Below are 20,537 nucleotides of genomic sequence, written 5' to 3'. Positions count from 1 at the left end.
GGGTGGGCGGCTTTGTCCGCCCACGCGGATGCCTCCGAGGCACCGCACCTGGAGAATCCATGGAACGTCGAAAATTCCTGCAGATCGGCGCTGGCACTGCTGGCGCCATGCTCATTCCGGTCTTCGGCAACGCGATCGCGGCCGAAGACCTGCTCAACCCGATGGCGCGCAGTGCCAAGAAAGCCCTGGCCGACACCGCGATGGGCGCGGCCACGCAAGCCGGCGCGTCGTATTGCGACGTGCGCATCGGCCGCTACCTGAACCAGTTCATCATCACCCGCGACCTGAACGTAGAGAACATCAGTAACACCGAGTCGAGCGGCGTTGGCATCCGCGTCATCGCCGACGGCGCCTACGGCTTCGCTTCGACCAATAGCATGACGCCCGACGGCATCGCCCAGGCCGCGCGCCAGGCCGTGGCGATCGCCAAGGCGAATGCCAAGCTGCAAACCGAGCCCGTGCGCCTGGCGCCGGTCAAGGGCGTCGGCGAAGTGGCGTGGGCCACGCCGATCGTGAAGGATTGGCGCACCTTGCCGGTCAAGGAAAAAGCCGACATGCTGATCGCCGCCAACAAGGCCGGCCTGGATGCGGGCGCGAACTTCATGACCGCCTCGCTATTCCAGATCAACCAGCAAAAATACTTCGCGTCGACCGACGGCTCGTACATCGACCAGGACATCCACCGCCTGTGGGCTCCGATCAATGCCACCGCCGTCGACCAGAAGACCGGCAAGTTCCGCTCGCGCGGCGGCCTGGGCGCACCGGCCTCGATGGGCTATGAATACTTCGACGCCAAAGCCGAAGACAAGGTGCGCGCCGCCGGCGGCGTCACCACGCTGTATACCCGCTCCTATGACATCGTCGAGGATGCCCGCCTGGCTGGCAAGCAGGCGCGTGAAAAGCTCAGCGCCAAGTCGGTCGAGCCGGGCAAGTACGACCTGGTGCTGTCGCCTGAACACCTGTTCCTGACCATCCACGAAAACGTCGGCCACCCGACGGAACTGGACCGCGTGCTCGGCTACGAAGCCAACTACGCCGGCACCAGCTTCGCGGGCCTCGACAAGTGGCAGACCAGGAAATTCAAGTACGGCGCCGAGCGCGTCAATTTTGTCGCCGACCGCACCACGCCAGGTTCTTTGGGCCTGATCGGCTACGACGACGAAGGCGTGGCCGCCAGGAAGTGGGACATCATCCGCGACGGCATCCTGGTCAACTACCAGGCCACGCGCGACCAGGCCCACATCATCGGCGAGAAGGAATCGCACGGCTGCTCGTATGCCGACAGCTGGAGCACGGTGCAATTCCAGCGCATGCCGAACGTCTCGCTGGAGCCGGGCAAAGCGCGCCTGACGCCGGACGAGATGGTCAAGGATGTCAAGAAGGGCATCTACATCCTGGGCCGCGGTTCCTACTCGATCGACCAGCAGCGCTACAACTTCCAGTTCGGCGGCACGCTGTACTACGAGATCAAGAACGGCAAGATCACCGGCCCACTCGAGGACGTGGCCTACCAGGCGAACACCCAGGAATTCTGGAACGCCTGCTCGGCCATCTGCGACGAGCGCGACTGGCGCATGGGCGGCTCTTTCTTCGACGGCAAGGGCCAGCCGAGCCAGGTGAGCGCGGTATCGCACGGATCGAGCACCACGCGCTTCAACGGCATCAACGTCATCAATACCGCACGCAAGATCGGATAAGGAGACCGGGATGAAAACCCTTAATAACGAACAAGCCAGGAAAATCACCGATCGCGTCCTGTCGCTGTCGAAAGCCGACGAGTGCACGGTGCAGATCGTGGGCAGTCGTGTCGGCAATGTGCGCTTCGCGCGCAATAGCGTGTCGACCGCAGGCCTGACCGAAGATATGCAGCTGGTCGTGCGCGTGGCCTTCGGCAAGCGCAGCGGCACCGCCGTGGTCAACGAATTCGACGACAAATCACTCGAAAAAGCGGTACGCCGCGCCGAAGAACTGGCCAAGCTGGCGCCCGAGAACCCGGAATTCATGCCGGCCATCGCCAAGCAGGAATACCGCGCCACTAACACCTTCGTGCCCAAGACCGCCGAGATCGATCCGGACTTCCGGGCCCAGGTCGCGGCCACCAGCATCGAGCTGGCGCGCAAGAACAAGCTGGTGACCGCCGGCTTCTTCACCGACAGCACGCGCTTTTCGACCATCGCCAATTCGAATGGCGTGTTCGGCCACCAGGACTTCACCGACCTGTCGTTCAGCCTCACAGCGCGCACCGAAGACGGTCGCGGTTCGGGCTGGGTGACCCGTTCGGCGGTCGACGCCGCGCGCTTCGATGCGCGCGAAGCGTCGGAGATCGCGATCGAAAAGGCGCTGCGTTCGGTCGAAGCGCGTGCCCTGGAACCGGGCCGCTACACCGTGATCCTGGAGCCGGCGGCGACGTCTGAAATCCTCGGCAATATGTTCAGCGCTTTCGATGCGCGCTCGGCCGACGAAGGCCGCAGCTTCCTGTCGAAAGCCGGCGGCAAGAACCGCCTGGGCGACAAGCTGTTCGACAGCCAGGTGAACGTCTGGGCAGATCCGTGGGACAAGGACGTGCCGGTCGCGCCGTGGGACGACGAATCGCTGCTGGCGCGCGAGCGCACGCAGTTGATCAAGGACGGCCGCATCGCCTCGCTCGACTACTCGCGCTACTGGGCCCAGAAGATGGGCAAGCGCGCTACCGCGGGCCACGGCAATATGATCATGGCCGGCGGCACCAAGTCGCTGGAAGAGCTGATCGAAGGCACCAAGAAGGGCATCGTGGTCACCCGCACCTGGTATATCCGCATGGTCGATCCGCAGTCGCTGCTGCTCACGGGCCTGACCCGCGACGGCACCTTCTACGTCGAGAATGGCAAGATCAAGTACCCGCTCAAGAACTTCCGCTTCAACGAGAGCCCGGTCACGATCCTGAACAATATCGACGAACTGGGCATGCCGCAGATTATCGGTGGCGACGAAGTGCCGTTCCAGATGGTGCTGCCGCCGATGAAGGTGCGCGACTTCAACTTTACTTCGCTGTCCGACGCGGTCTGACGGTTGGGCGATTAGATGGCGAGTTTCGACTTCTACTTCACACGCCTGATGTATGAATCGGGCAACTGGGACGTGGATGTCCGCATGCCCAGCAACGTGCTGAACTCCCTGGTGGAGTACACCACGTTGCGGGTCGATACGACCGAGCGCATGGTGGCCCTGTCGGATCCGAAGATGCTGCAGGCGCCGTTCTGCTACCTGGCCGGCCACAAGCTGGTGCAGTTCACCCCGGCGGAACGGAGCAATTTCGAGAAGTACGTGCGCGGCGGCGGCTTCGTGTTCGTGGACGACTGCAACCACGATATCGACGGCCTGTTCGCCAAGTCGTTCGAAGCCGAGATGGCGAAGATCTTCGGGCTGCATGCGCTCAAGAAGATCCCGAACAACCATCCGCTGTACTCGTGCTTCTTCAAGTTCGAGGACGGGCCGCCGACGACGTCGATGGAACTCAATGGCTGGGGCGACGACCTGGTGCACGAGTACCTGAAGGCGATCGAGATCGGTGGGCGCATCCGCGTGCTGTACTCGAACAAGGACTATGGCTGCGAGTGGGATTACGACTTTCGCAACAAGCGTTTCCTGGCGGTCGACAATACCCGCTTTGCGGTGAACATCATTCAATATGCGTTGGGAGCATGACCAGTGTCGGACAGTAATTCGGTAGCATGGAGTGAGCAGGATATCGCCGCCCTGACGGCGAAAGTGGGTGCGCTGAAAGCCAGCATGGCGCGTGTGATCATCGGCCAGGAAGACGTGGTCGACCTGCTCGTCACCTGCCTGCTGGCGGGCGGCCACGCGCTGGTCGAAGGCGTGCCGGGCCTGGGCAAGACGCTGCTCGTGAAGTCGCTGGCGCAAGCCACCGACATGCAGTTCCGCCGGGTACAGTTCACGCCCGACCTGATGCCGTCGGATATCGTCGGCACCGAGATCCTGGAAGAAGACGCGAGCACCCACCAGCGCGTGTTCCGCTTCCAGCCCGGCCCGGTGTTCACGCAAGTGCTGCTGGCCGACGAGATCAACCGCGCACCGCCCAAGACCCAGTCGGCGCTGCTGGAAGCGATGCAAGAGCGCTCGGTGACCTTCGCCGGCCACACGCACAAGCTGCCGCGTCCCTTCTTCGTGCTGGCCACGCAGAATCCGATCGAGCAGGCCGGCACCTATCCGCTGCCCGAGGCCCAGCTCGACCGCTTCCTGCTGCGCATCGACGTGGTCTATCCGACCGAGGACGAAGAAGTGCTGATGGTCTCGCGCACCACCCATGCGGGCCTGCAGGATGCCGAACCGGTGATGGACGTCGAGACCCTGCTGCGCCTGCAGCAGCTGGTGCGCGACATCGAGATCGGCGACCACCTAGTGCGTTATGCCACGCGCCTGGTGCGCGCCACCCGTCCGAGCGAGACCACGGTGGAGGCGGTGAAGAAGCATATCGGCTGGGGCGCCGGCCCGCGCGCCGGCCAGGCGCTGGTGCTGGCGTCCAAGGCACGCGCGCTGATGCAGGGCCGCCTGGCAGTGACCCGCGAGGACATCGGCGCCATGCTGCTGCCGGTGCTGGCGCACCGCGTGCTGCGCAACTTCGAGGCCGAGGCCGACGGCATCGCCATCGCCGACGTGCTGCAGTCGCTGCGTAACGAGATCAAGGTTCCCTGACCGCCGCTGCTTCGATGTCGCTTGCAAATACCGCGCTGATCGCGCACACAAGGAAGCTCGACCTCGTGATCCGTCACGTGCTGGCCGGTCTCGGTCATGGCATCCACGCCGGACGGGAGCGCGGGGCCGGGGTCGAATTCTCCGAATACCGTGCCTACGTTCCCGGCGACGAGTGGCGCCGTGTCGACTGGAAGCTGGCGGCGCGCGCCGACCGTTATTTCGTGCGCGAGGCCGAGCGCGACAGCCATGTCGCGGTCTGGCTGGTGCTGGACGCCAGCGCCTCGATGGCTGAACCGAGCCGCAGCGTCGAAGGCCTGGATAAACTGGCTTATGCGCGCATGCTGCTCGGCTGCGTCGCCGCGATCGCCCAGCGCCAGGGCGATGCCTTCGGCCTGGTGGTGCTCGGTGACGGCAGGGTGGCGTTCACCGAGGCCTCGCGCGGTCCGCGTCACCTGCAGCGTGTGCTGGCCCAGCTCCAGCGCGCCGAGCCCGCAGGCAGCCTGCCCGATGCCGCCACCCTGAAGGCCAGCCTGCACTTCGCCCAGTCGCCGAGCACGATCTATGCGGCCAGCGACCTGCTCGACTGGCCATCGCCGCTGTCGATCGCCCTGACCCGCCTGCGCCAGATGCGCCACGACGTGCGTGTGCTGGGCCTGCAGACCCAGGCCGAGGTCGACGCCAGCTTCTCAAGCGACCTGGCCTACCGCGATCCGGAGCGCGAAGAGGGCGTGTTCCGTTTCGGGGCAGACTTGAAAGAGGGCTACCGCCGCAACCGCGAGGCACACTTCGGCGCGGTCACGGCCCAGTGCCGCAAGAACGATATGCCGCTGACCCTGGCCGCGATCGAGCAGTCGCCGATCGAGGTGCTGCGGCGCTGGCTGCGGCGGCCCGGAAGGTAAATCATGAACGCTTTATGGTGGTTCGCACTGCCGATCCTGCTGCTGCCGGTCTGGTGGCACCGCAAGAAGCGCGTGCAGAACAAGGCGGCGCCGATGGCGACCGCGCGCTTCCTGCCGCGCACCGAGCCGCGCCAGACCCGCGTCTGGCGCTGGAGCGATCCGCTCCTGTTGCTGGTGCGCTGCCTGATGCTCGTGGCGCTCATCGCCTGGCTGGCCGATCCGGTCTATCCGTGGCGCGGCGATACCGTGGTCGTCACCCAAGGCGCCGATCCGTCCTGGGTTGAAAGCCAGGCCAAGGAGGCCGGCCTGGCGAATGCCGAGCGCGTGACGCTGCCCGCAGCGCAAGCGCTGGGCTGGGTGCGTACGCACGAACGCGAATGGCGTTCGGAGGCGCGGCTGCTGGTGCTGGGCGATGTGCCGATGCCGGCAGCAAAGCCCGTGTTCGGCCGGCAGGTCGAGGTGCGCACCCAGGCCGCGGCGCCCGCCGAGGCAGAACGTCACGTATATATTGCCAGCGAGCGCGCCGGCGAGTGGCGCCGCATGTTTGCCGCCCAGGGTGGCCCGGAAAAGATCGTCATCGACGACACGCCGGGCGCTGGCACGACACTGATCGTGTGGGACCGTGCCGAAGCGCCGCCGACCTCGCTGCGCGCTGGGTTGTGGTGGGTGACTAATCCGTCAGCCTTCCCCGAACTGGCCAAGGCGCGCAACCTGGATGGCCTGCGCTATGCCGACAACGGGCGCGGCCGCCTGTGGCATCATGCCGACTGGCCCCCGCAAAACCCTGAAGCCGCGCGGGCGCTGCTCGACAGCTGGCAGCAGCTGCACGTCGGCCCGCGTCCGTTCACGATGGCGCCGCAGGTGTTCGCGGCCAGCCCGGGCGCCAATGCGCCGGCGCCGGGCGGCGCGCTGCGCGGCATCCTGCTGGCCGTCCTGGCTGCATTATTTGTCTTGGAAAGGAGTCTCACGCATGCACGGAGGCGTTGAGATCACCAAACGGGTTTGGCGCGCAGCCCAGCTGCGCCGCCTGCCGCTGTGGATAGGCGGGGCCTTGCCGTGGCTGGCGATTCCCTCGGGGCCAGGCCTGTTGGCCTGGGCCGGCTGGTGCGCGCTGGACTGGGTCAAGCTGCGTCGCCGCGTCACCTTCGAGTGGACCGCCTGGCTGGACGGCGCCGTGCCCGAGATGGAGGACAGCGCGGCCCTGCTCGAGGCGGCCGATTCCCCGATCGCGCGCCTGCAGCAGCAGCGCCTGTTCGACCGCCTGGACGCCGTCATCTCGCCGGCCCAGCTGCGCCAGATCGTCGCGCGCCACGTTTCGAGCGGCTATCCGATCATCCTGGTCAGCGCCGTGCTGGCGGGGATGGTGTGGTATGCGACCACCAGGCCGTCGGATGGCTCGGCCCCTGTGGCGCCGAGCCCGGTCGGCAGCGCGACTGCGGCGACGCTGGCTGGGCTGAACATCAGGCTGGCGCCGCCGGCCTATACCGGCATCAAGCCATCCGAATCGGCGCCGCGCGACCTGCAGGTGCCGGAACAGACCGTCGTCAGCTGGTGCCTGAAGGATGGCACGGCAGGCGACAACAAGATCGAACTGGGCAACGGCCAGGTGCTGGAGCCAGGCCGGGAATGCGCGCGCTGGACCGCCACCGAATCGGTGGTGTGGCGCTGGCGCGGGGAACGTCACACCTTGCGCGTGATCCCCGACCAGCCGCCCGAGATCACGATCGCGGCTCCCACCCAGATGATCCAGGACCTGCGCGAGAACGCGACCGGCACCGCAATGGCGATCCAGATCCGCGACGACTACGCGATCCGGCGCGCCACCCTGCATATGACCCTGGCGCGCGGCAGCGGCGAAAACGTGAAATTCACCGACCGCGAGATGCCGCTACCGGCGTCAAACGATCCGAAGCAGCGCAACTGGTCGAAGCAATGGTCCCTGGCCGAGCTGGAGCTGGAGCCCGGCGACGAGCTGTATTTCTTCGTGCGCGCCACCGACAACGCCGGCCGTCCCCAGACCGTGCAGTCGCCCACCTACACCGTACGCCGGCCGGCCCCCGAGCAGGAAGCGGAAGAAGAGAGCGCGGCAATGCCGTCGCTGGTCAAGCCGGCCTCGCTGCGCAGCCAGCGCCAGATCATCATCGACACCGAGCAGCTCATCGCCGACATGCGCGGCACGAAGATGGCGGCCGACGACGTGCGCGACCGCAGCGAGCGCATCGCCAACGACCAGGCGCAGCTGCGCCGCCGCTACGGCCAGTTCCTGGGCGAGGAGTCGACCCTGTTCGCCGATAACGCCGGTTCCGGCACCGGCACCGGCGGCGCGCGGAAGCAGGACGATCACGAGGACCACGACAGCCACGAAGGCCACGACCACGGCCCTGGCGAACATCCGCATGAAGAAGGCCACGGTCACGACCACGGCAGCCCGAACACGCGCAAGAGCGCCATCGTCAACGAGACCCAGCACATCCTCGAAACCTATGGCCACGCCCACGACGAGGCCGAGAACGCGACCATGTACGACGAAGGCACCAAGAAGGTGCTGCGCAGGGCGCTGGTGGCGATGTGGGATGCCGAGAAATCGCTGCGCGCCATCTCGCCCAGGACGGCGCTGCCGCCCGAGCATGTGGCGCTGGAAGCGATCAAGCAATTGCAGCAGGCCGAACGCATCTACCTGCACAAGACGGCGTTCACGCCGCCGCCGATCAAGGAAGAAAAGCGCATGACGGGCGAAATGGCGGGCGCCGCCAGCTACCGCCGCGAGCAGGCCGGCCAGGATGCACCGCTGCCTGAAGAACTGCGCGCGCTGGTGGGAGCGCTGTCGGGCGACGCCGGGCTACCGGCCCTGTGGATGCGCACCGCCAACGACTGGGTCCGCACCCGCCTCAAGGACGACGAACAGCGCCTGGCCGCCCAGCGTGCGATCCAGGACGTGGCCGACGGCTGCATCGCCTGCCGCCCGGTGTTGCGCGCCTGGCTGCGCAGCGGCGCCGGCGAGGGCCAGGTGCTGCTGCAGGCGACATCGACCGTCGACACCGCGTTCGCGCGCCACTGGCGCGAGGCCGCCAAGCCATGAGCCAGACCATCATCATTGCCGCCATCGCCCTGGCCGGCATCGTCAGCGCCGTACTGTATCTGCGCCGCCGCCAGTGGCTGGACGCATTGCTCATCAGCGTCGCGGCCATCGCCCTGGGCCTGTTCGCTGCCGACTGGCGCGTGCCAGGCGAGGCCGGCCGCACCCTGGCGATCGACCCGGCCGCGCCGCCGCTATCGCTCGAGGGCGTCAACGCCTTCAGCCTGCAAGGCGATGGCCTGCGCGCCGCCGCATGGAACGATTTGCCGGCCCTGCCGCTGGACTGGGCAGCGCCAAAGGGCGGCGCCTTGCGTCTCGTGTTCCCGAGCCAGGTGGCGCTGGGCCGCCCGTTCACCTTGCGCGCCGAGCGAGAAGACAAATCCGAGGCCCGCCTGGAACTGCTGGCCGAGAACGGCCAGCGCATCGCGCAGGTGAGCGGTGCGGGCGATCTCGCCGTCGAATGGATGCCGCCGGTGGCCGAACGCGTGGTGCTCAAGGCGCGCCTACTGGGCGCCGGCGACAAGGTGCTCGCCGAAGGCCCGGTCCCGTTCACCGTGCACGAGCCGGCGCTGCTGCAGGTCGTGGGCCGCTTCGGCGCGCCATCGTTCGACCTGCGCGTGTTGAACGACCTGCTGGCCGGCAGCGGCGCCTTGCTCGACTGGCAAGTCACGCTGGGCCGCGATCTTACGCGCACCGAGGCGCCGCGCGAAGCCATGACGGCGCCGAACCTGATGGTGATCGACGCCGCCAGGTTCGAACGCATGGGCGCCGGCGAACGCGCGGCACTGCTGAAACGCGTGGCCGACGGCATGCCGCTGCTGGTGCTGGGTGGGAATGCGAACGATCCGGGCATCTGGTCGCGCACCCTTCAGTTGCCGCTGCGCGTGCAGCCGCTGGGCGGCACGCTCGATGGACGGTTGAAGATGCCGCTGGCGCCGCTGCTGCCGGCGGCGCGCGAGGCCGGCCCCTGGGTTGGATCGGACGAGATGGTCTGGACTCGCGACTGGCAAAAAGGCCGCATCGCCTGGCTGGGCGTGAGCGAATGGCACCGCCACGCGATCGCCGAGCCCCGCGCGCTGGCACTGTGGTGGCAGGGTGTGCTCGACCGCGTCGGCGTCGAACGCCGCCAGGAAACCGAATGGCTGGCCGCCGGCGAGATGCCGTTGCCCGGCCGGCGCCTGGAAGTCTGCGCACGCGGCGTGAGTGGCGAAGTCGCTTTCCCGACCCTGAAGCAATCGATGCAATGGCAGGCCCGCGCCGACCGCACCGATGCCTCTTGCGTGGCGCTATGGCCGCGCCAATCCGGCTGGCTGGAAATGAGCGACAGCAAGGCCGGCACGCACGCCGTCTACGTGTACGCCGCGACCGACTGGCCGCAATGGCAGGCCACGCAGAAGCGCGACGCCACGGCGCGCTATGCCGCGCGCACGCCGCTGGCGCCGCAGGACGGGCCTACCCGCCCCATGCCGGCCTGGCCGTTCGCGCTGGCCTTCGCCGCCGCGATGCTGCTGCTGTGGTGGCGAGAGCGCCGCTGACCGGCGCTCCCGGTCGCGCGCGTCAGAAGGTGTAGTCCGCCTTCACATAGGCCGACCGTCCGTTCATCCCGAACGGGCAGGTCTCCCAGCAGTGCGTGAACCCCATCTGCGGGAATGGCGCGGCGCGCACCGGATCCCAGCGCGTCGGATAGGTGTCGAACAGGTTGTTCACGCCCGCCGACAGCGCCAGGTTCTTGTTGAAGGCGTAGCGGCCGGTCAGGTCGACGATCCACTTCGCTTCCCAGGTCTGCACGAAGGGCGCCGTGAACCCTTGTCCCTGCACCTCGCCGAAGTAGTTGGCGCGCGCCGTCAGGTTCCACGGCCCGGTTGTGTAGTCGGCCGACACCACGTGGTGCTTGCGAGGCTGGCCGCGCTCGATCAGCGTCACCTGTGCGTCGTCGAACAGCTGGGCGCCGGTGAGCACCGGCGACTGCGAGTGGCGGTCGTCGACCTCGGTCTTGTTGAAGCCCAGCTGGCCGGACAGCACCAGCGTCGAGCCCTGGCCCCGGATGGTCTGCTGCGCCACCAGGTCGAAGCCGGTGGTGGTGGTGTCGATCGCATTGGTGAAGAACTGGGCCTGGCCCACGCGCAGCGGGTCGAGGATGGCGCGGATCGGGCACGCGGCCGGCGTCGCGCAGGCGCCGGACTCCGGCGCGATATTGCTGGAGAAGACGATGCGGTCGTCGATCCTGGTGCGGTACACGTCGGCCGTCAGCGAGAAGCCCTGGGTCGGGCGCAGGATCATGCCGATGCTGGCGCTCTTCGAGGTTTCTTCCTGCAGCGGCGCGATGCCGAAGGCGCGCGTGACGGCGCTGTCCTCGCGCGCGGTGAGGGTCTCGGTCAGCACGCCGGCCGCGTTCAGGTTGGTCGAGACCGAGCTGTAGAACTTCTGCTGCACGCCCGGCGCCCGGAAGCCCGTGGAGGCGCTGCCGCGGATGCCGATCGTGCGGCTCGGGTCCCAGCGCAGGCTCAGTTTGCCGATGGTGGTGTTGCCGAAGTCCGAATAGCGCTCGTGGCGCGCTGCGGCGCCGAGCGTGACGCTATCGCCGAACTTGCGCTCGAGGTCGAGGTAATAGGCCGTGTTGTGGCGCCCCTCATCGACCGCGGTGGCTGGCGTGTAGCCGGGGAAGCCCTGGATGCCGGAGGCCGCGATGCCGCCGTTCTGGTCGCGAATGATGATGGCCGGATTATTGGTGCGGCCGTACTGGTAGGACACCGGGTCGCCGGCCTCGATCTCGTAATTGTCGCGCCGCCATTCGAAGCCGGCGGCGACGAACAGTTCGCCGCCCAGCACGTTCACCGGTCCCTTGAAGTCGAGGTTGAAGGTGGTTTGTTCGAACTTGAGCGTGCCGGTGTCGGCCGATGTCGGCGACTCACCGTTCTCGTACCAGTAGCTGACGTTGATCGAGTTCCGCTCGTGGAATTGCAGCTGGCTGCGGCCGTGGTTGACGCTGGCGTCCGCGTTCCAGCCGTTCGGCAGGTCGTGGCGGTAGCCGACGGCGAGCGAGGCATCCTGCACGGTGGTCACGATATTCGGCAGGAAGCCGTTCGGATAGATCTGGGGCACGTTGCGCGAGTCTTCGGCCGGGCGGAAGAAGCCGCCCGAATCGCCCTTGCGCTTGGAGGCGCCGCCGAAGGCATACAGCTCGCCGCCGGCGGTCGGGATGGCTGAGTTCATCCACAGGTAGTAGTCCTTGGCATTGCTGTCCCCCAGGCGCTGGGTGACGCGCGGCGGGTCGACGCGCAGGGTGTCCGGGCCGGCGCGATTGGTCTCGTCGCGCTTTCTTGCCTCGACCGACAGGTTCAGGTAGCCGCCGTCCGCGCCCAGCGCGAAGCCGCGGTTGGCGCTCGCCGAATAGGTGTCGCCGTCGCCTTCGTCGGTGGTGCCGGCGCTGGCGCTCAGGGTGCCGTTGCCGGCGCCCTTCTTGAGGATGATGTTGATCACGCCCGCGATCGCGTCCGAGCCGTACTGCGCCGCCGCGCCGTCGCGCAGCACTTCGATAGCCTGGATCGCCGACAGCGGGATCGCATTGATGTCGGTGCCGGCCGAGCCGCGGCCGATGGTCTGCTGCACATTGACGAGGGCCTGCTGGTGGCGGCGCTTGCCGTTGATGAGCACCAGCAGCTGGTCCGGGCCCAGGCCGCGCAGGGTGGCGGGGCGGATGATGTCGGTGCCGTCGCTTACAAAAGTAGAGGTGAAGTTGAACGAGGGGTCCAGGTCTTGCAGCACCTTGCCCAGTTCGAGCGTGCCAGCGGACTGGATGTCCTTGCTGTTGATGAGTCCCACCGGGACCGCGGTATCGAGCGCGGTCTTGGCCTGGGTGCGCGAGCCGAGTACCACGACTTGCGACATATTGTCTTCGACCTGCTGGGCGCCTGCGGGCGCCAGCGCCGCCATGAGTGTCGACGCCAGCAGGGCGCGTTTCGGCAGCATTTTCTTCGTCATCCTGTATCCCCCTGCGTTGAGTTTTGTCATGTCACCCAGTCATCCGGATGTCATTTGATGTTAGCAATGGGTTATGGAAATAAAATACGACGCAATTCAAATAAGTAAATACAAAGGTAAATTTTTGCCGAGTCGTCTCGTTAAAGAGACGGTTCAGCGCAATTCAGAAGACTTTCATGAGTGCCGGGTAATGCGCTGAGAATAAGGAAGTTTTTAATGGGAAATCTTGCTGAGAGCTATTTGCGGGATTGTTACGTTCTTTAACAAGATTTCCACGAGTGCGCTCTCGAGTGGCCTTAGCATGTGGTTTCAAGCCGGCGCTTTCGCCGCAATCGTAGGCAGCCACATCATGATCCAACGACGAAGCGACGAGCGGTCCGCGCTCGCTACCGAATATGCGTTGTTCCTGGCCGAGACGCGCGGCGTGTCGGCTGGGTTGGTGTACCTGGAGAGCTGCAATGTCTCACAAGAGATCCTGCTGCGCGCCATGCAGGATCCCGCCGCCCGCCGCAGCCGCGAGCGGCGCCAACGGCAACGGAACGATTAAGCATGAATATCACCCAGCTATGCAAGCGCTACGGCCTGGAGCACCACGGCAGCCTCGAAAGTGCCTGGGACGCACACGGGCCGACCGGCATCGTGCTGATGCAGCTCTGGCACGCTCCCAACCAGAAAGTGCAAGACCATCCGCTGGCGGGCGCGCAGCTGCGGGTGCGCTGTTCCCATGCCGGCGACGGCGAAGATGACGATGCGAGCCTGGATGACGATGCGCGTGACGCCCGCATGCGCAGCATCGCGGCGGTGGAGAAGGGCGCGCGCGGCTATGCCGCGATGTCGATCCCGCCGAGCCAATCGCGCGGCGCCGGCGCCTGGGCCAAGTACGCCAACCTGGAGCGGGTGTTCCCGGTGCTGGCGCTGGAGCGCGAAGCCGGCGGCGCGGTGTTCGCGGTGCTTGGCGCGCCGGTGCCGGCTTCCGAATTGGGCGTGACCGGCGAATACCCCGGACGCCAGGCCCCCAAGCCGCGCCATATGCTCACGCGTGGTCGCGCATCCACTCTTTCAGGCCGTTGACCCAGTCCTTGGCCGGCAGGTTCAGGCGCCGCTTGATCTCTCCGGCGCGCTCGTACAGCACCGAGAAGTCGATCTCCTGTGCGTCCCTGAAGGCCAGCACCACCACGTTCGCATCGTGCACCTCGGGCAGCCACACGACGGCGTCGAAGACCTGCTCCATGTGCAGGAAGTTCTTGTCGTAGTTGCCGAAATCGCCGAACACATTGGCGGTCATGATGCCGCCCGGCGCCAGGCAATCGTGGCAGCCCTGGTAGAACTCGACCGAATCGAGGACCGGGCCGCGCGCGTCCTGGTCGTATAAATCGACTTGCAGCACGTCGAGCTTGCCGTGGTTGGCCGGGTCGAGCACGAAGTCGAGCGCATTCATCTCGCGCACCTGGAGGCGGGCGTCGTCATCAGGCAGGCCGAATAGGGCGCGGCAGATCGCGATCACGTTCGGATTGAGTTCGACCGCCGTGACCCGCGCGTCGGGAAAGCGCTGGTAGCAGAACTTGGTGAGGGCGGCGCTGCCCAGCCCGAGCTGGGCGATATGACGCGGCGCGCGCTGGAACAGCGTCCACATCATCATCATCTGCACGTATTCGAGCTCGATCGTATCGGGCTTCGCGAGGCGCATCGCACCCTGGACCCAGGACGTGCCCAGGTGCAGGAAGCGCACGCCCTCGAACTCGTCGATGGTGGCGGGCGGATGGCTGGGCTGGGCGAAGCGGGGATCGATGGTGGACGATGACATGGCGGAGACGGGCGAAGAACAAAGCCGATCTTACCAGAGCGCTCCAGCAATCAGCCGGTTGAAGGCCCGGGCAGCGCCGGCAGGATCAGCGTGACCGCCAGGCCGCCGCCGTCGCGGTTGGCGAGCAGGATGCGGCCGCCGTGGGCTTCGGCGATCTCGCGCGCCAGCGCCAGCCCGAGGCCGGTGCCGCTGCGCTTGGTCGAATAGAAGGGCACCAGGGCCTGGGTCAGCACTACCTCGCTCATGCCGCTGCCGCGATCGAGCACGTCGATGCGCAACTGGTCCTGCGCGCGCCGCACCTGCAACCGGACCTGGCCTGGCTCTGACCCCGATTCGTGCGCATTCTTGAGCAGGTTCAGGAGCGCCTGCTCGATCTGGGCGGGGTCGACCCAGGCCGGATCCGGCGGCAGCTCGCCCTCGACCGCAAACGCGACCTGGCCAGCCAGGCGCGCGACCAGGCCGGGCCAGGGGCAGGCTTCCAGGCGCGGGGCCGGCAACTTGGCGAAGCGTGCATAGCCGAGGATGAAGCTTTCCAGGTGGCGGGTGCGCTCGCCGATCGTTTGCAGGATTTGCGGCAGGCGCTCCACTTGCCCGCGCCGTACCAGCTCGGCGCCGGAATGCGCGAGAGAAGCCAGCGGCGCCAGCGAGTTGTTCAGTTCATGGCTGATCACGCGGATCACCTTTTTCCAGGTCTGCACTTCCTGGCGCCGCAGTTCGATCGTCAGGTGGCGCAGCAGCAGCAGCTCATGGCGCCGTCCGTTCAGCTTGAAGGTGCTGCGCGCCAGGTGGTAGACCTCTTCGTCTTCGCCCTGGTCCATGCCCGCGGCACTGAACAGGCCATCGCCGCCGCGCGCCAGCGCTTCGCGCAGGGCCGGCGCGGCCTCGTCGAGCACGGCGCCCAGCGCAAGGCCTTCCAGCTTGCGGCCGTGCGCCAGCAGCTGCCGCGCGGCGACGTTGGCATACACGATCACGCCTGGATTGGCAGGGGAGTCGGCCACCAGCAGCATCGCCACCGGCGTGTTCTGCACCATCGAGTCGAGCAGCAGCTCGCGCTGGGCCAGGCCGAGGCGCTGCTCGCGCAGCACGGCGCCCAGCCGGTTGTGGGCCGCGATCAGGTCGCTCAACTCATCGTTGTGCGGCCAGTACAGGCTGAAGGAAAAGTCGCCGTCGCGGTAGCTGTCCACCGTGCCCTCGAGTGCGCGAAACAGCGACAGGATGGGTTGGACCTGCGTGCGCAGGGTAATAATCGCGACCGGCAGCAGTCCGGCCAGGCACAGGCACGCCACCAGCAGCGGGCGGCCGGGGAACAGGGCATCGAGGCCGAGCACGGCCAGCATGCCGAGCACGAGCAGGGTGCCGACCAGCGCCGACAGGCGCGTGACCAGCGAAAACCTGGCCCGGGCCGGCGCCTGGATCATGGGCGCGCTATCCCGAGGCGTTCCATGCGCCGGTACAGCGCCTGGCGCGACAGCCCAAGCTCGTTAGCTGCCTGCGCCACCACCCCGCCGGCGCGCGCCAGCGCTCCCACGATGGCCTCGCGGTCGGGCTCAGTGTCCTGGGCCGGCAGGCTGGCTGCCGGCAGGCCGAGGTCCGCTACCTTGATGGTGTCGCCGCTGGACAGCAGGTTGGCGCGCGCCATCACGTTCTTCAACTCGCGCACATTGCCGGGCCAGGGGTGGGCCGTCAATGCCGCCTCGGTGGCCGGATGCAGGGTCTTGCCGTGTGCAAGAAAGGATTGCGCCAGCGGCAGGATGTCGCCGGGACGGCTCGCGAGCGGCGGCAGGCGCAGCTCGATCACGTTCAGGCGGTAGAACAGGTCTTCGCGGAAGGTCCCGGCGCGGATCATCGCCGACAGGTCGGCATTGGTGGCGCTGATCACGCGCACCTTCACCTGGCGCTCGCGATTCGAGCCGAGCCGCTCGAAGCGGCCGGTTTCCAGTACCCGCAGCACTTTCATCTGGCCGGCCAGCGGCAGGTTGCCGATCTCGTCGAGGAACAGCGTGCCGCCGTCGGCCGCCTCGAACTTGCCTTCGCGCGCCCTCGAGGCGCCGGTGTAGGCGCCGGCGTCGGCGCCAAACAGTTCGGCCTCGATCAGTTCGGACGGCAGGGCGCCGCAATTGAGCACCACGAAGGGGCCGTCGGCCACTTGCGAATTGGCCTGGATGATCTCGGCGATGCGTTCCTTGCCGGTGCCGTTCGGCCCCGTGATGAGAACCGGCACGTCGGCGCGCGCCACCTGGCAGGCCAGGTGCAGCACGCGCTCGGTGGCCGGATCCTGCCATACCAGGCCGCGCAGGTCGAAGTTCAGCTCGAGCTCGCGCTTGGCGCGGCGCTCGCGCTGCAGGCGGCTGCCGAGTGCGCGGTTGGCCTGGCTTAGCTCGATCAGGTTGCTGACGGTGGCCAGCAGGCGCTCGTCGTTCCAAGGTTTGGAAAGATAGTCGGCGGCGCCGGCCTTGACCAGGTCGACCGCCGCATCCAGGTGGGTCCAGGCGGTAAGCAGGATCACCGGCAGGTCAGGGTGGCGCAGGCGGATCTCGCGAAACAGCGCCACGCCTTCCTCGCCCGACGTGGTGTCGCCCGTGAAGTTCATGTCCTGGATCACCAGGTCGACCGGCTCGCGGCCGAGGATGGACAGGCCTTCCCCGGGCGAGGCCGCGCGCAGCGCCGCGATATCGTGCAGCGAGAACAGCACGTCGAGCGCCATGGCGACGGCGGCGTTGTCGTCGATGATGAGAACAGTGGGCATGGCCGCCAGCATAGCATCCCCGCCTGGCCTAGGTGCTGCGGGTGGCCATCGCCGGCGAGGTGCTGGCCGCGCGCCATGCCGGGCCGTAGGCCGCCAGGATCCCGATCGCCCAGAACATGAAAGCGCCGCCGACCAGGTATATCAGCGGCAGGCGCGTCATTTCCAGCTTGTTTACCAAGAGCTGGTTCAGGCCCACGCCCAGCAGCACGCCGCCGAACACGCCGCCGCTGGTGATCAGGACGTTCTCTACGATGAAGTAGCGCAGGATGTCGATCTTGCGCGCGCCGAGCGCACGGCGCACGCCGATCTGCTTGCGGCGCTGGGTTACCCACAGGCTGGCCATGCCGACGATGCCGCTGCAGGTCACCAGCAGCAGCAGCACACTCACCGTCACCAGCATCCAGGACAGCGCCACGTCGGCCCGGTAGCGGTCCTGGCGATCGCCTTCGACCGTCTCGATGCGCAGGATCATGGGCGTGGCCGCCGACTTGCGCAGCGCCTGTTCGGCCTCCTGCATCACGCGGTCGCGCTGGCCTGCTTCGGCGCGCATGGCGTAGGTCGTGCCCGGGCGTCCATAGGAGAACACCGGCATCACGACCGAATACTCGCCCTCCATGCCGACCTCGGCATGCACGCTCTGCAGGCGCTCGACCACGCCGACCACCAGGGCCCCACGCGCTTCGTTGCCGGTACCGAAGTACATGCGCTTGCCAACCGCTGGCGCGCCCGGCCACAGTTTCCCGGCCAGCGCACGGGTCATGATAACGGTCTCCGGGGGCCTGTTCTCGGCCACCTCGTTGACCTCGGGAATTTCATGCGGCAGGAAGTCGCGGCCCTCGACCAGCGTCAGGCCGAAGGTCTTGACCATCGAGCCATCGGACGCGTAGATCGAGGCGTAGGCGCTCTCGCGCTCCTGGCGCGGATCGGCCGAGATGCTGGTGGTGCTGCCGCTTTGCGACATCGGCATCTGCGACACCTGGCCGGCCGCTACCACGCCGGGGACCGCGCGCAGCACCTCGAGTTCGCGCTTGATGGTGGCCAGCATCTGGTCCGGCGTGTCCTGGTTCAGGTTACGCACCGAGAAATAGAAGGTCGCCGCTTCGTCGGACAGGCCCGAAGGGCGGGCCGCCATCTCGCGCCGTTCGTTCACGATGTGCAGGGCGTTGGCCAGGATCGCCAGGCTCAGGGCGACCTGCATCGCTACCAGGATCGGGCCGGTCTTGTTGCGCAGCAGCGCGGACAGGATGGGTCGGATTTCCATATTCAGTGCTCCACGTGGTTATTGCGATTTGAGCTGGATCGCCGGCGTCACCTGGCAGGCGCGCCAGGTGGGCAGCAGGCCGGCGATCAGCGAAGCGAGGATCGACATGACGAAGGTCAGGGCCAGCATCTCCCAGTCCATGCGCGCCACGGCTGCCATGTTCTTGCTTTCCATGCCTATCAAGGCCAGCGCGCCAAAGGCCAGCACCAGTCCGAGTATCCCGCCGGCCAGTCCGACCACACCGGTCTCGATCAGGAACTGGCGGAAGATGTCGCTCTTGGATGCGCCGAGGGCGCGACGGATGCCGACTTCAGAGGCGCGCACCGAAAACTTCGCCAGCAGCAGGCCGACCGTATTGACCAGACACAGGACCAGGAAGCCGAAGGCGAGCCAGGCCGACAGCCGGGTATCATTGCCCACCACCTTCTGCTTTTCCATCCATTCCATCACGTTGTACAGCTCGACCGGCGCCTGGCGTTTCAGGCGGCCCAGCTTACGCTGTTCGCCCGCATAGTTATCGAGGAAGGCATGCAGGTTGGCGCGGTCCATGCTCGAGCGGGTCTCGAGCCATACCTGGATCCAGGTGCATTCCGAGGCCAGCAGGCTGGCGTAGCCGGGATCGCGCTGTTCGCTGCAATTCATGCTGCCATAGGCCGGCATCTCGCGCCGTATCGCGGTCGTGAACGGGATCATGAAGTCCTGGCCGGTGGCCGGGCCGCTGCCGATCAGTTTGTAGTAGCGCGGCATCGGGTTCCATTCGTCGAGCACGCCCACCACCGTGAACGGCTCGCCGCCCATGCGCAGGCGCTGGCCCACCGGGCTGGCCTCGCCGAACATCTTTTCGGCAACCGCGCGGCCCAGCACCACGACATTGGCGCCGCTCGCTTCTTCTTCGGCGCTCCAGGCCCGGCCGTGCAGGAAAGGCACGTCGAACATGGCGAAGAAATCGCGCGTCGGCGCCAGGCCGTAGCCGCTGAAGGCCGGAATGTCGGTCCTCGGCGGCTCGATCGGCATGCCGGTGCCGAACATGGCCGTGCCGCGGTCGCCCGGCTTGGCGCGCAGCAGGTTGGTCGCGTCCTGGTAGCTCATCTGCATGTCGATGTGCTCGGCGCCCGGGATATAGCCGTCGACCTGGGCGTTGTCGATGAAGGGCACGAACAGGCGATCGCTCTTCGATGGAATCGGGTCGCCCGACATCGCGTGCAGGATGGCGAGGGTGGCGACGCTGGCGGCCACGCCGATGGCCAGGGTCAGAACCATCAGCGCGGTCAGGTAGCGGTTGCGGCGCAGGCTGCGCACGCCGAGCTTGAAGTAGTAGCCGAACATGGCCGCTCCTTATGCCGTGACCGACGCGTCGGCCGGGGCGTGACCGTCGACCAGCGACGGCCCGCGCCGCACCAGGTCGGACACCTGGCCGTCGATGATGTGCACGTTGCGGTGGGTGCGCACCGCCAGCTCCGGATCGTGGGTCACCATCAGGATGGTGGTGCCGGCCGCGTTGATCTCTTCCAGCAGCTCCATCACGCCGCGCGCCATCTGGGTATCGAGGTTGCCGGTCGGTTCGTCGGCCAGCAGCAGTTTTGGCGAGCCGGCCAGCGCGCGCGCGATCGCCACCCGCTGCTGCTGGCCGCCCGACAGCTCGGCCGGGTAGTGCTTCATGCGCGAGGCCAGGCCGACTTTCGCCAACGCGTCCTCGATGCGCTCCTTGCGCTCGCGCGCATTGAAGCCGCGGTAGCGCAGTGGCACGTCGACGTTGTCGAACAGGTTCAGGTCGGGGATCAGGTTGAAGCCCTGGAAGATGAAGCCCAGCTTTTCATTGCGCAGGCGCGAGCGGGCCGCGTCGTCCAGGCCCTGCACATTCACGCCGTCGAGGACGTACTCGCCCGAAGTGAATTCTTCGAGCAGGCCGGCGATGTTCAAAAAGCTGGTCTTGCCCGAGCCGGAAGGACCGGTCACGGTGACGAATTCGCCCTGGCTGACGTGGATCTCGAAGCCGCGCAGCGCGTGGGTCTCGATCATGTGGGTGCGGTATACCTTGCTCAGGTTGGTCATGCGCAGCATGGTTGGCTCCTTGTTGG

The 20,537-nt window shown here is 67.0% G+C and carries 17 protein-coding genes; 10 read left to right on the top strand and 7 right to left on the bottom strand.

Annotated features, from left to right (window positions below; all coding sequences use genetic code 11):
- Window positions 1-59 precede the first annotated feature (59 nt).
- The 8 genes from E8M83_RS05655 (at window position 60) to E8M83_RS05620 (ending at window position 10,202) form a co-directional block, all read left to right on the top strand.
- Window positions 60-1,697 (top strand): TldD/PmbA family protein, encoded by a 1,638-nt coding sequence (locus tag E8M83_RS05655; RefSeq protein WP_137172401.1) that lies wholly within the window; start codon window positions 60-62, stop codon window positions 1,695-1,697.
- Between the two features lie 10 nt (window positions 1,698-1,707).
- Window positions 1,708-3,045 carry a TldD/PmbA family protein gene (locus tag E8M83_RS05650; RefSeq protein WP_137172400.1) on the top strand — a complete coding sequence of 446 codons (1,338 nt, stop codon included), beginning with the start codon at window positions 1,708-1,710 and terminating at the stop codon, window positions 3,043-3,045.
- Between the two features lie 15 nt (window positions 3,046-3,060).
- Window positions 3,061-3,684 carry a DUF4159 domain-containing protein gene (locus E8M83_RS05645; RefSeq protein ID WP_137172399.1) on the top strand — a complete coding sequence of 208 codons (624 nt, stop codon included), beginning with the start codon at window positions 3,061-3,063 and terminating at the stop codon, window positions 3,682-3,684.
- A gap of 84 nt (window positions 3,685-3,768) precedes the next feature.
- Window positions 3,769-4,692, top strand: coding sequence for an AAA family ATPase (locus E8M83_RS05640; protein ID WP_373995033.1), 924 nt, complete (start codon window positions 3,769-3,771; stop codon window positions 4,690-4,692).
- A 14-nt stretch (window positions 4,693-4,706) separates the two neighbouring features.
- The gene (locus E8M83_RS05635) at window positions 4,707-5,591 is read left to right on the top strand and encodes a DUF58 domain-containing protein (protein WP_137172397.1); all 885 of its coding nucleotides are present in this window, start codon (window positions 4,707-4,709) and stop codon (window positions 5,589-5,591) included.
- 3 nt (window positions 5,592-5,594) lie between these two features.
- Window positions 5,595-6,578, top strand: a complete 984-nt coding sequence (locus tag E8M83_RS05630; protein WP_137172396.1) for a BatA domain-containing protein — start codon at window positions 5,595-5,597, stop codon at window positions 6,576-6,578.
- Window positions 6,562-8,670: a hypothetical protein gene (locus E8M83_RS05625; protein WP_137172395.1), complete on the top strand. Its 2,109-nt coding sequence runs from the start codon at window positions 6,562-6,564 to the stop codon at window positions 8,668-8,670. The genes E8M83_RS05630 and E8M83_RS05625 overlap by 17 nt, the downstream gene beginning before the upstream one ends.
- Window positions 8,667-10,202: a hypothetical protein gene (locus E8M83_RS05620; RefSeq protein WP_137172394.1), complete on the top strand. Its 1,536-nt coding sequence runs from the start codon at window positions 8,667-8,669 to the stop codon at window positions 10,200-10,202. The genes E8M83_RS05625 and E8M83_RS05620 overlap by 4 nt, the downstream gene beginning before the upstream one ends.
- A 22-nt stretch (window positions 10,203-10,224) precedes the next feature.
- Here the strand turns inward: E8M83_RS05620 and E8M83_RS05615 are convergent, their stop codons facing one another.
- Window positions 10,225-12,648: a TonB-dependent siderophore receptor gene (locus tag E8M83_RS05615; RefSeq protein WP_137172393.1), complete on the bottom strand. Its 2,424-nt coding sequence runs from the start codon at window positions 12,646-12,648 to the stop codon at window positions 10,225-10,227.
- Window positions 12,649-12,997: 349 nt separating this feature from the next.
- Between E8M83_RS05615 and E8M83_RS05610 the strand changes: the two genes are divergently transcribed.
- Window positions 12,998-13,195, top strand: a complete 198-nt coding sequence (locus tag E8M83_RS05610; protein WP_137172392.1) for a hypothetical protein — start codon at window positions 12,998-13,000, stop codon at window positions 13,193-13,195.
- 2 nt (window positions 13,196-13,197) lie between these two features.
- Complete coding sequence (locus E8M83_RS05605; RefSeq protein ID WP_137172391.1) at window positions 13,198-13,719, top strand: hypothetical protein; 522 nt, start codon at window positions 13,198-13,200, stop codon at window positions 13,717-13,719.
- Here the strand turns inward: E8M83_RS05605 and E8M83_RS05600 are convergent.
- From E8M83_RS05600 to E8M83_RS05575, 6 genes are read right to left on the bottom strand one after another with little or no spacing between them, the layout of a single operon-like run.
- Window positions 13,682-14,452, bottom strand: coding sequence for a spermidine synthase (locus E8M83_RS05600; RefSeq protein ID WP_137172390.1), 771 nt, complete (start codon window positions 14,450-14,452; stop codon window positions 13,682-13,684). The genes E8M83_RS05605 and E8M83_RS05600 overlap by 38 nt on opposite strands.
- Before the next feature lie 50 nt (window positions 14,453-14,502).
- Window positions 14,503-15,870: a PAS domain-containing sensor histidine kinase gene (locus E8M83_RS05595; RefSeq protein ID WP_137172389.1), complete on the bottom strand. Its 1,368-nt coding sequence runs from the start codon at window positions 15,868-15,870 to the stop codon at window positions 14,503-14,505.
- Window positions 15,867-17,198: a sigma-54 dependent transcriptional regulator gene (locus E8M83_RS05590; protein ID WP_137172388.1), complete on the bottom strand. Its 1,332-nt coding sequence runs from the start codon at window positions 17,196-17,198 to the stop codon at window positions 15,867-15,869. Before E8M83_RS05590 ends, E8M83_RS05595 begins: the two co-directional genes overlap by 4 nt.
- 28 nt (window positions 17,199-17,226) lie before the next feature.
- A complete protein-coding gene (locus E8M83_RS05585; protein ID WP_137172387.1) occupies window positions 17,227-18,459 on the bottom strand; it encodes an ABC transporter permease in 1,233 nt (410 codons plus the stop codon).
- 18 nt (window positions 18,460-18,477) lie between these two features.
- Entirely contained in the window at window positions 18,478-19,785 is a 1,308-nt protein-coding gene (locus tag E8M83_RS05580) for an ABC transporter permease (protein WP_137172386.1), read from the bottom strand.
- A gap of 9 nt (window positions 19,786-19,794) precedes the next feature.
- Window positions 19,795-20,520: an ABC transporter ATP-binding protein gene (locus tag E8M83_RS05575; protein ID WP_137172385.1), complete on the bottom strand. Its 726-nt coding sequence runs from the start codon at window positions 20,518-20,520 to the stop codon at window positions 19,795-19,797.
- Window positions 20,521-20,537: the final 17 nt, after the last annotated feature.

Source organism: Massilia sp. HP4 (assembly GCF_005222695.1).
Taxonomy (GTDB): Bacteria; Pseudomonadota; Gammaproteobacteria; order Burkholderiales; family Burkholderiaceae_D; genus Telluria.
Note: the sequence above shows the minus strand (reverse complement) of the source record. Positions and strands in the feature narration are given on the sequence as shown.

Excerpts from the sequence above, each read along its gene's own strand:
- E8M83_RS05655 (WP_137172401.1), top strand. The coding sequence starts at position 60 with ATGGAACGTCGAAAATTCCTGCAGATCGGCGCTGGCACTGCTGGCGCC.
- E8M83_RS05650 (WP_137172400.1), top strand. The coding sequence starts at position 1,708 with ATGAAAACCCTTAATAACGAACAAGCCAGGAAAATCACCGATCGCGTC.
- E8M83_RS05645 (WP_137172399.1), top strand. The coding sequence starts at position 3,061 with ATGGCGAGTTTCGACTTCTACTTCACACGCCTGATGTATGAATCGGGC.
- E8M83_RS05640 (WP_373995033.1), top strand. The coding sequence starts at position 3,769 with ATGGCGCGTGTGATCATCGGCCAGGAAGACGTGGTCGACCTGCTCGTC.
- E8M83_RS05635 (WP_137172397.1), top strand. The coding sequence starts at position 4,707 with ATGTCGCTTGCAAATACCGCGCTGATCGCGCACACAAGGAAGCTCGAC.
- E8M83_RS05630 (WP_137172396.1), top strand. The coding sequence starts at position 5,595 with ATGAACGCTTTATGGTGGTTCGCACTGCCGATCCTGCTGCTGCCGGTC.
- E8M83_RS05625 (WP_137172395.1), top strand. The coding sequence starts at position 6,562 with ATGCACGGAGGCGTTGAGATCACCAAACGGGTTTGGCGCGCAGCCCAG.
- E8M83_RS05620 (WP_137172394.1), top strand. The coding sequence starts at position 8,667 with ATGAGCCAGACCATCATCATTGCCGCCATCGCCCTGGCCGGCATCGTC.
- E8M83_RS05615 (WP_137172393.1), bottom strand. The coding sequence starts at position 12,648 with ATGACGAAGAAAATGCTGCCGAAACGCGCCCTGCTGGCGTCGACACTC.
- E8M83_RS05610 (WP_137172392.1), top strand. The coding sequence starts at position 12,998 with ATGATCCAACGACGAAGCGACGAGCGGTCCGCGCTCGCTACCGAATAT.
- E8M83_RS05605 (WP_137172391.1), top strand. The coding sequence starts at position 13,198 with ATGAATATCACCCAGCTATGCAAGCGCTACGGCCTGGAGCACCACGGC.
- E8M83_RS05600 (WP_137172390.1), bottom strand. The coding sequence starts at position 14,452 with ATGTCATCGTCCACCATCGATCCCCGCTTCGCCCAGCCCAGCCATCCG.
- E8M83_RS05595 (WP_137172389.1), bottom strand. The coding sequence starts at position 15,870 with ATGATCCAGGCGCCGGCCCGGGCCAGGTTTTCGCTGGTCACGCGCCTG.
- E8M83_RS05590 (WP_137172388.1), bottom strand. The coding sequence starts at position 17,198 with ATGCCCACTGTTCTCATCATCGACGACAACGCCGCCGTCGCCATGGCG.
- E8M83_RS05585 (WP_137172387.1), bottom strand. The coding sequence starts at position 18,459 with ATGGAAATCCGACCCATCCTGTCCGCGCTGCTGCGCAACAAGACCGGC.
- E8M83_RS05580 (WP_137172386.1), bottom strand. The coding sequence starts at position 19,785 with ATGTTCGGCTACTACTTCAAGCTCGGCGTGCGCAGCCTGCGCCGCAAC.
- E8M83_RS05575 (WP_137172385.1), bottom strand. The coding sequence starts at position 20,520 with ATGCTGCGCATGACCAACCTGAGCAAGGTATACCGCACCCACATGATC.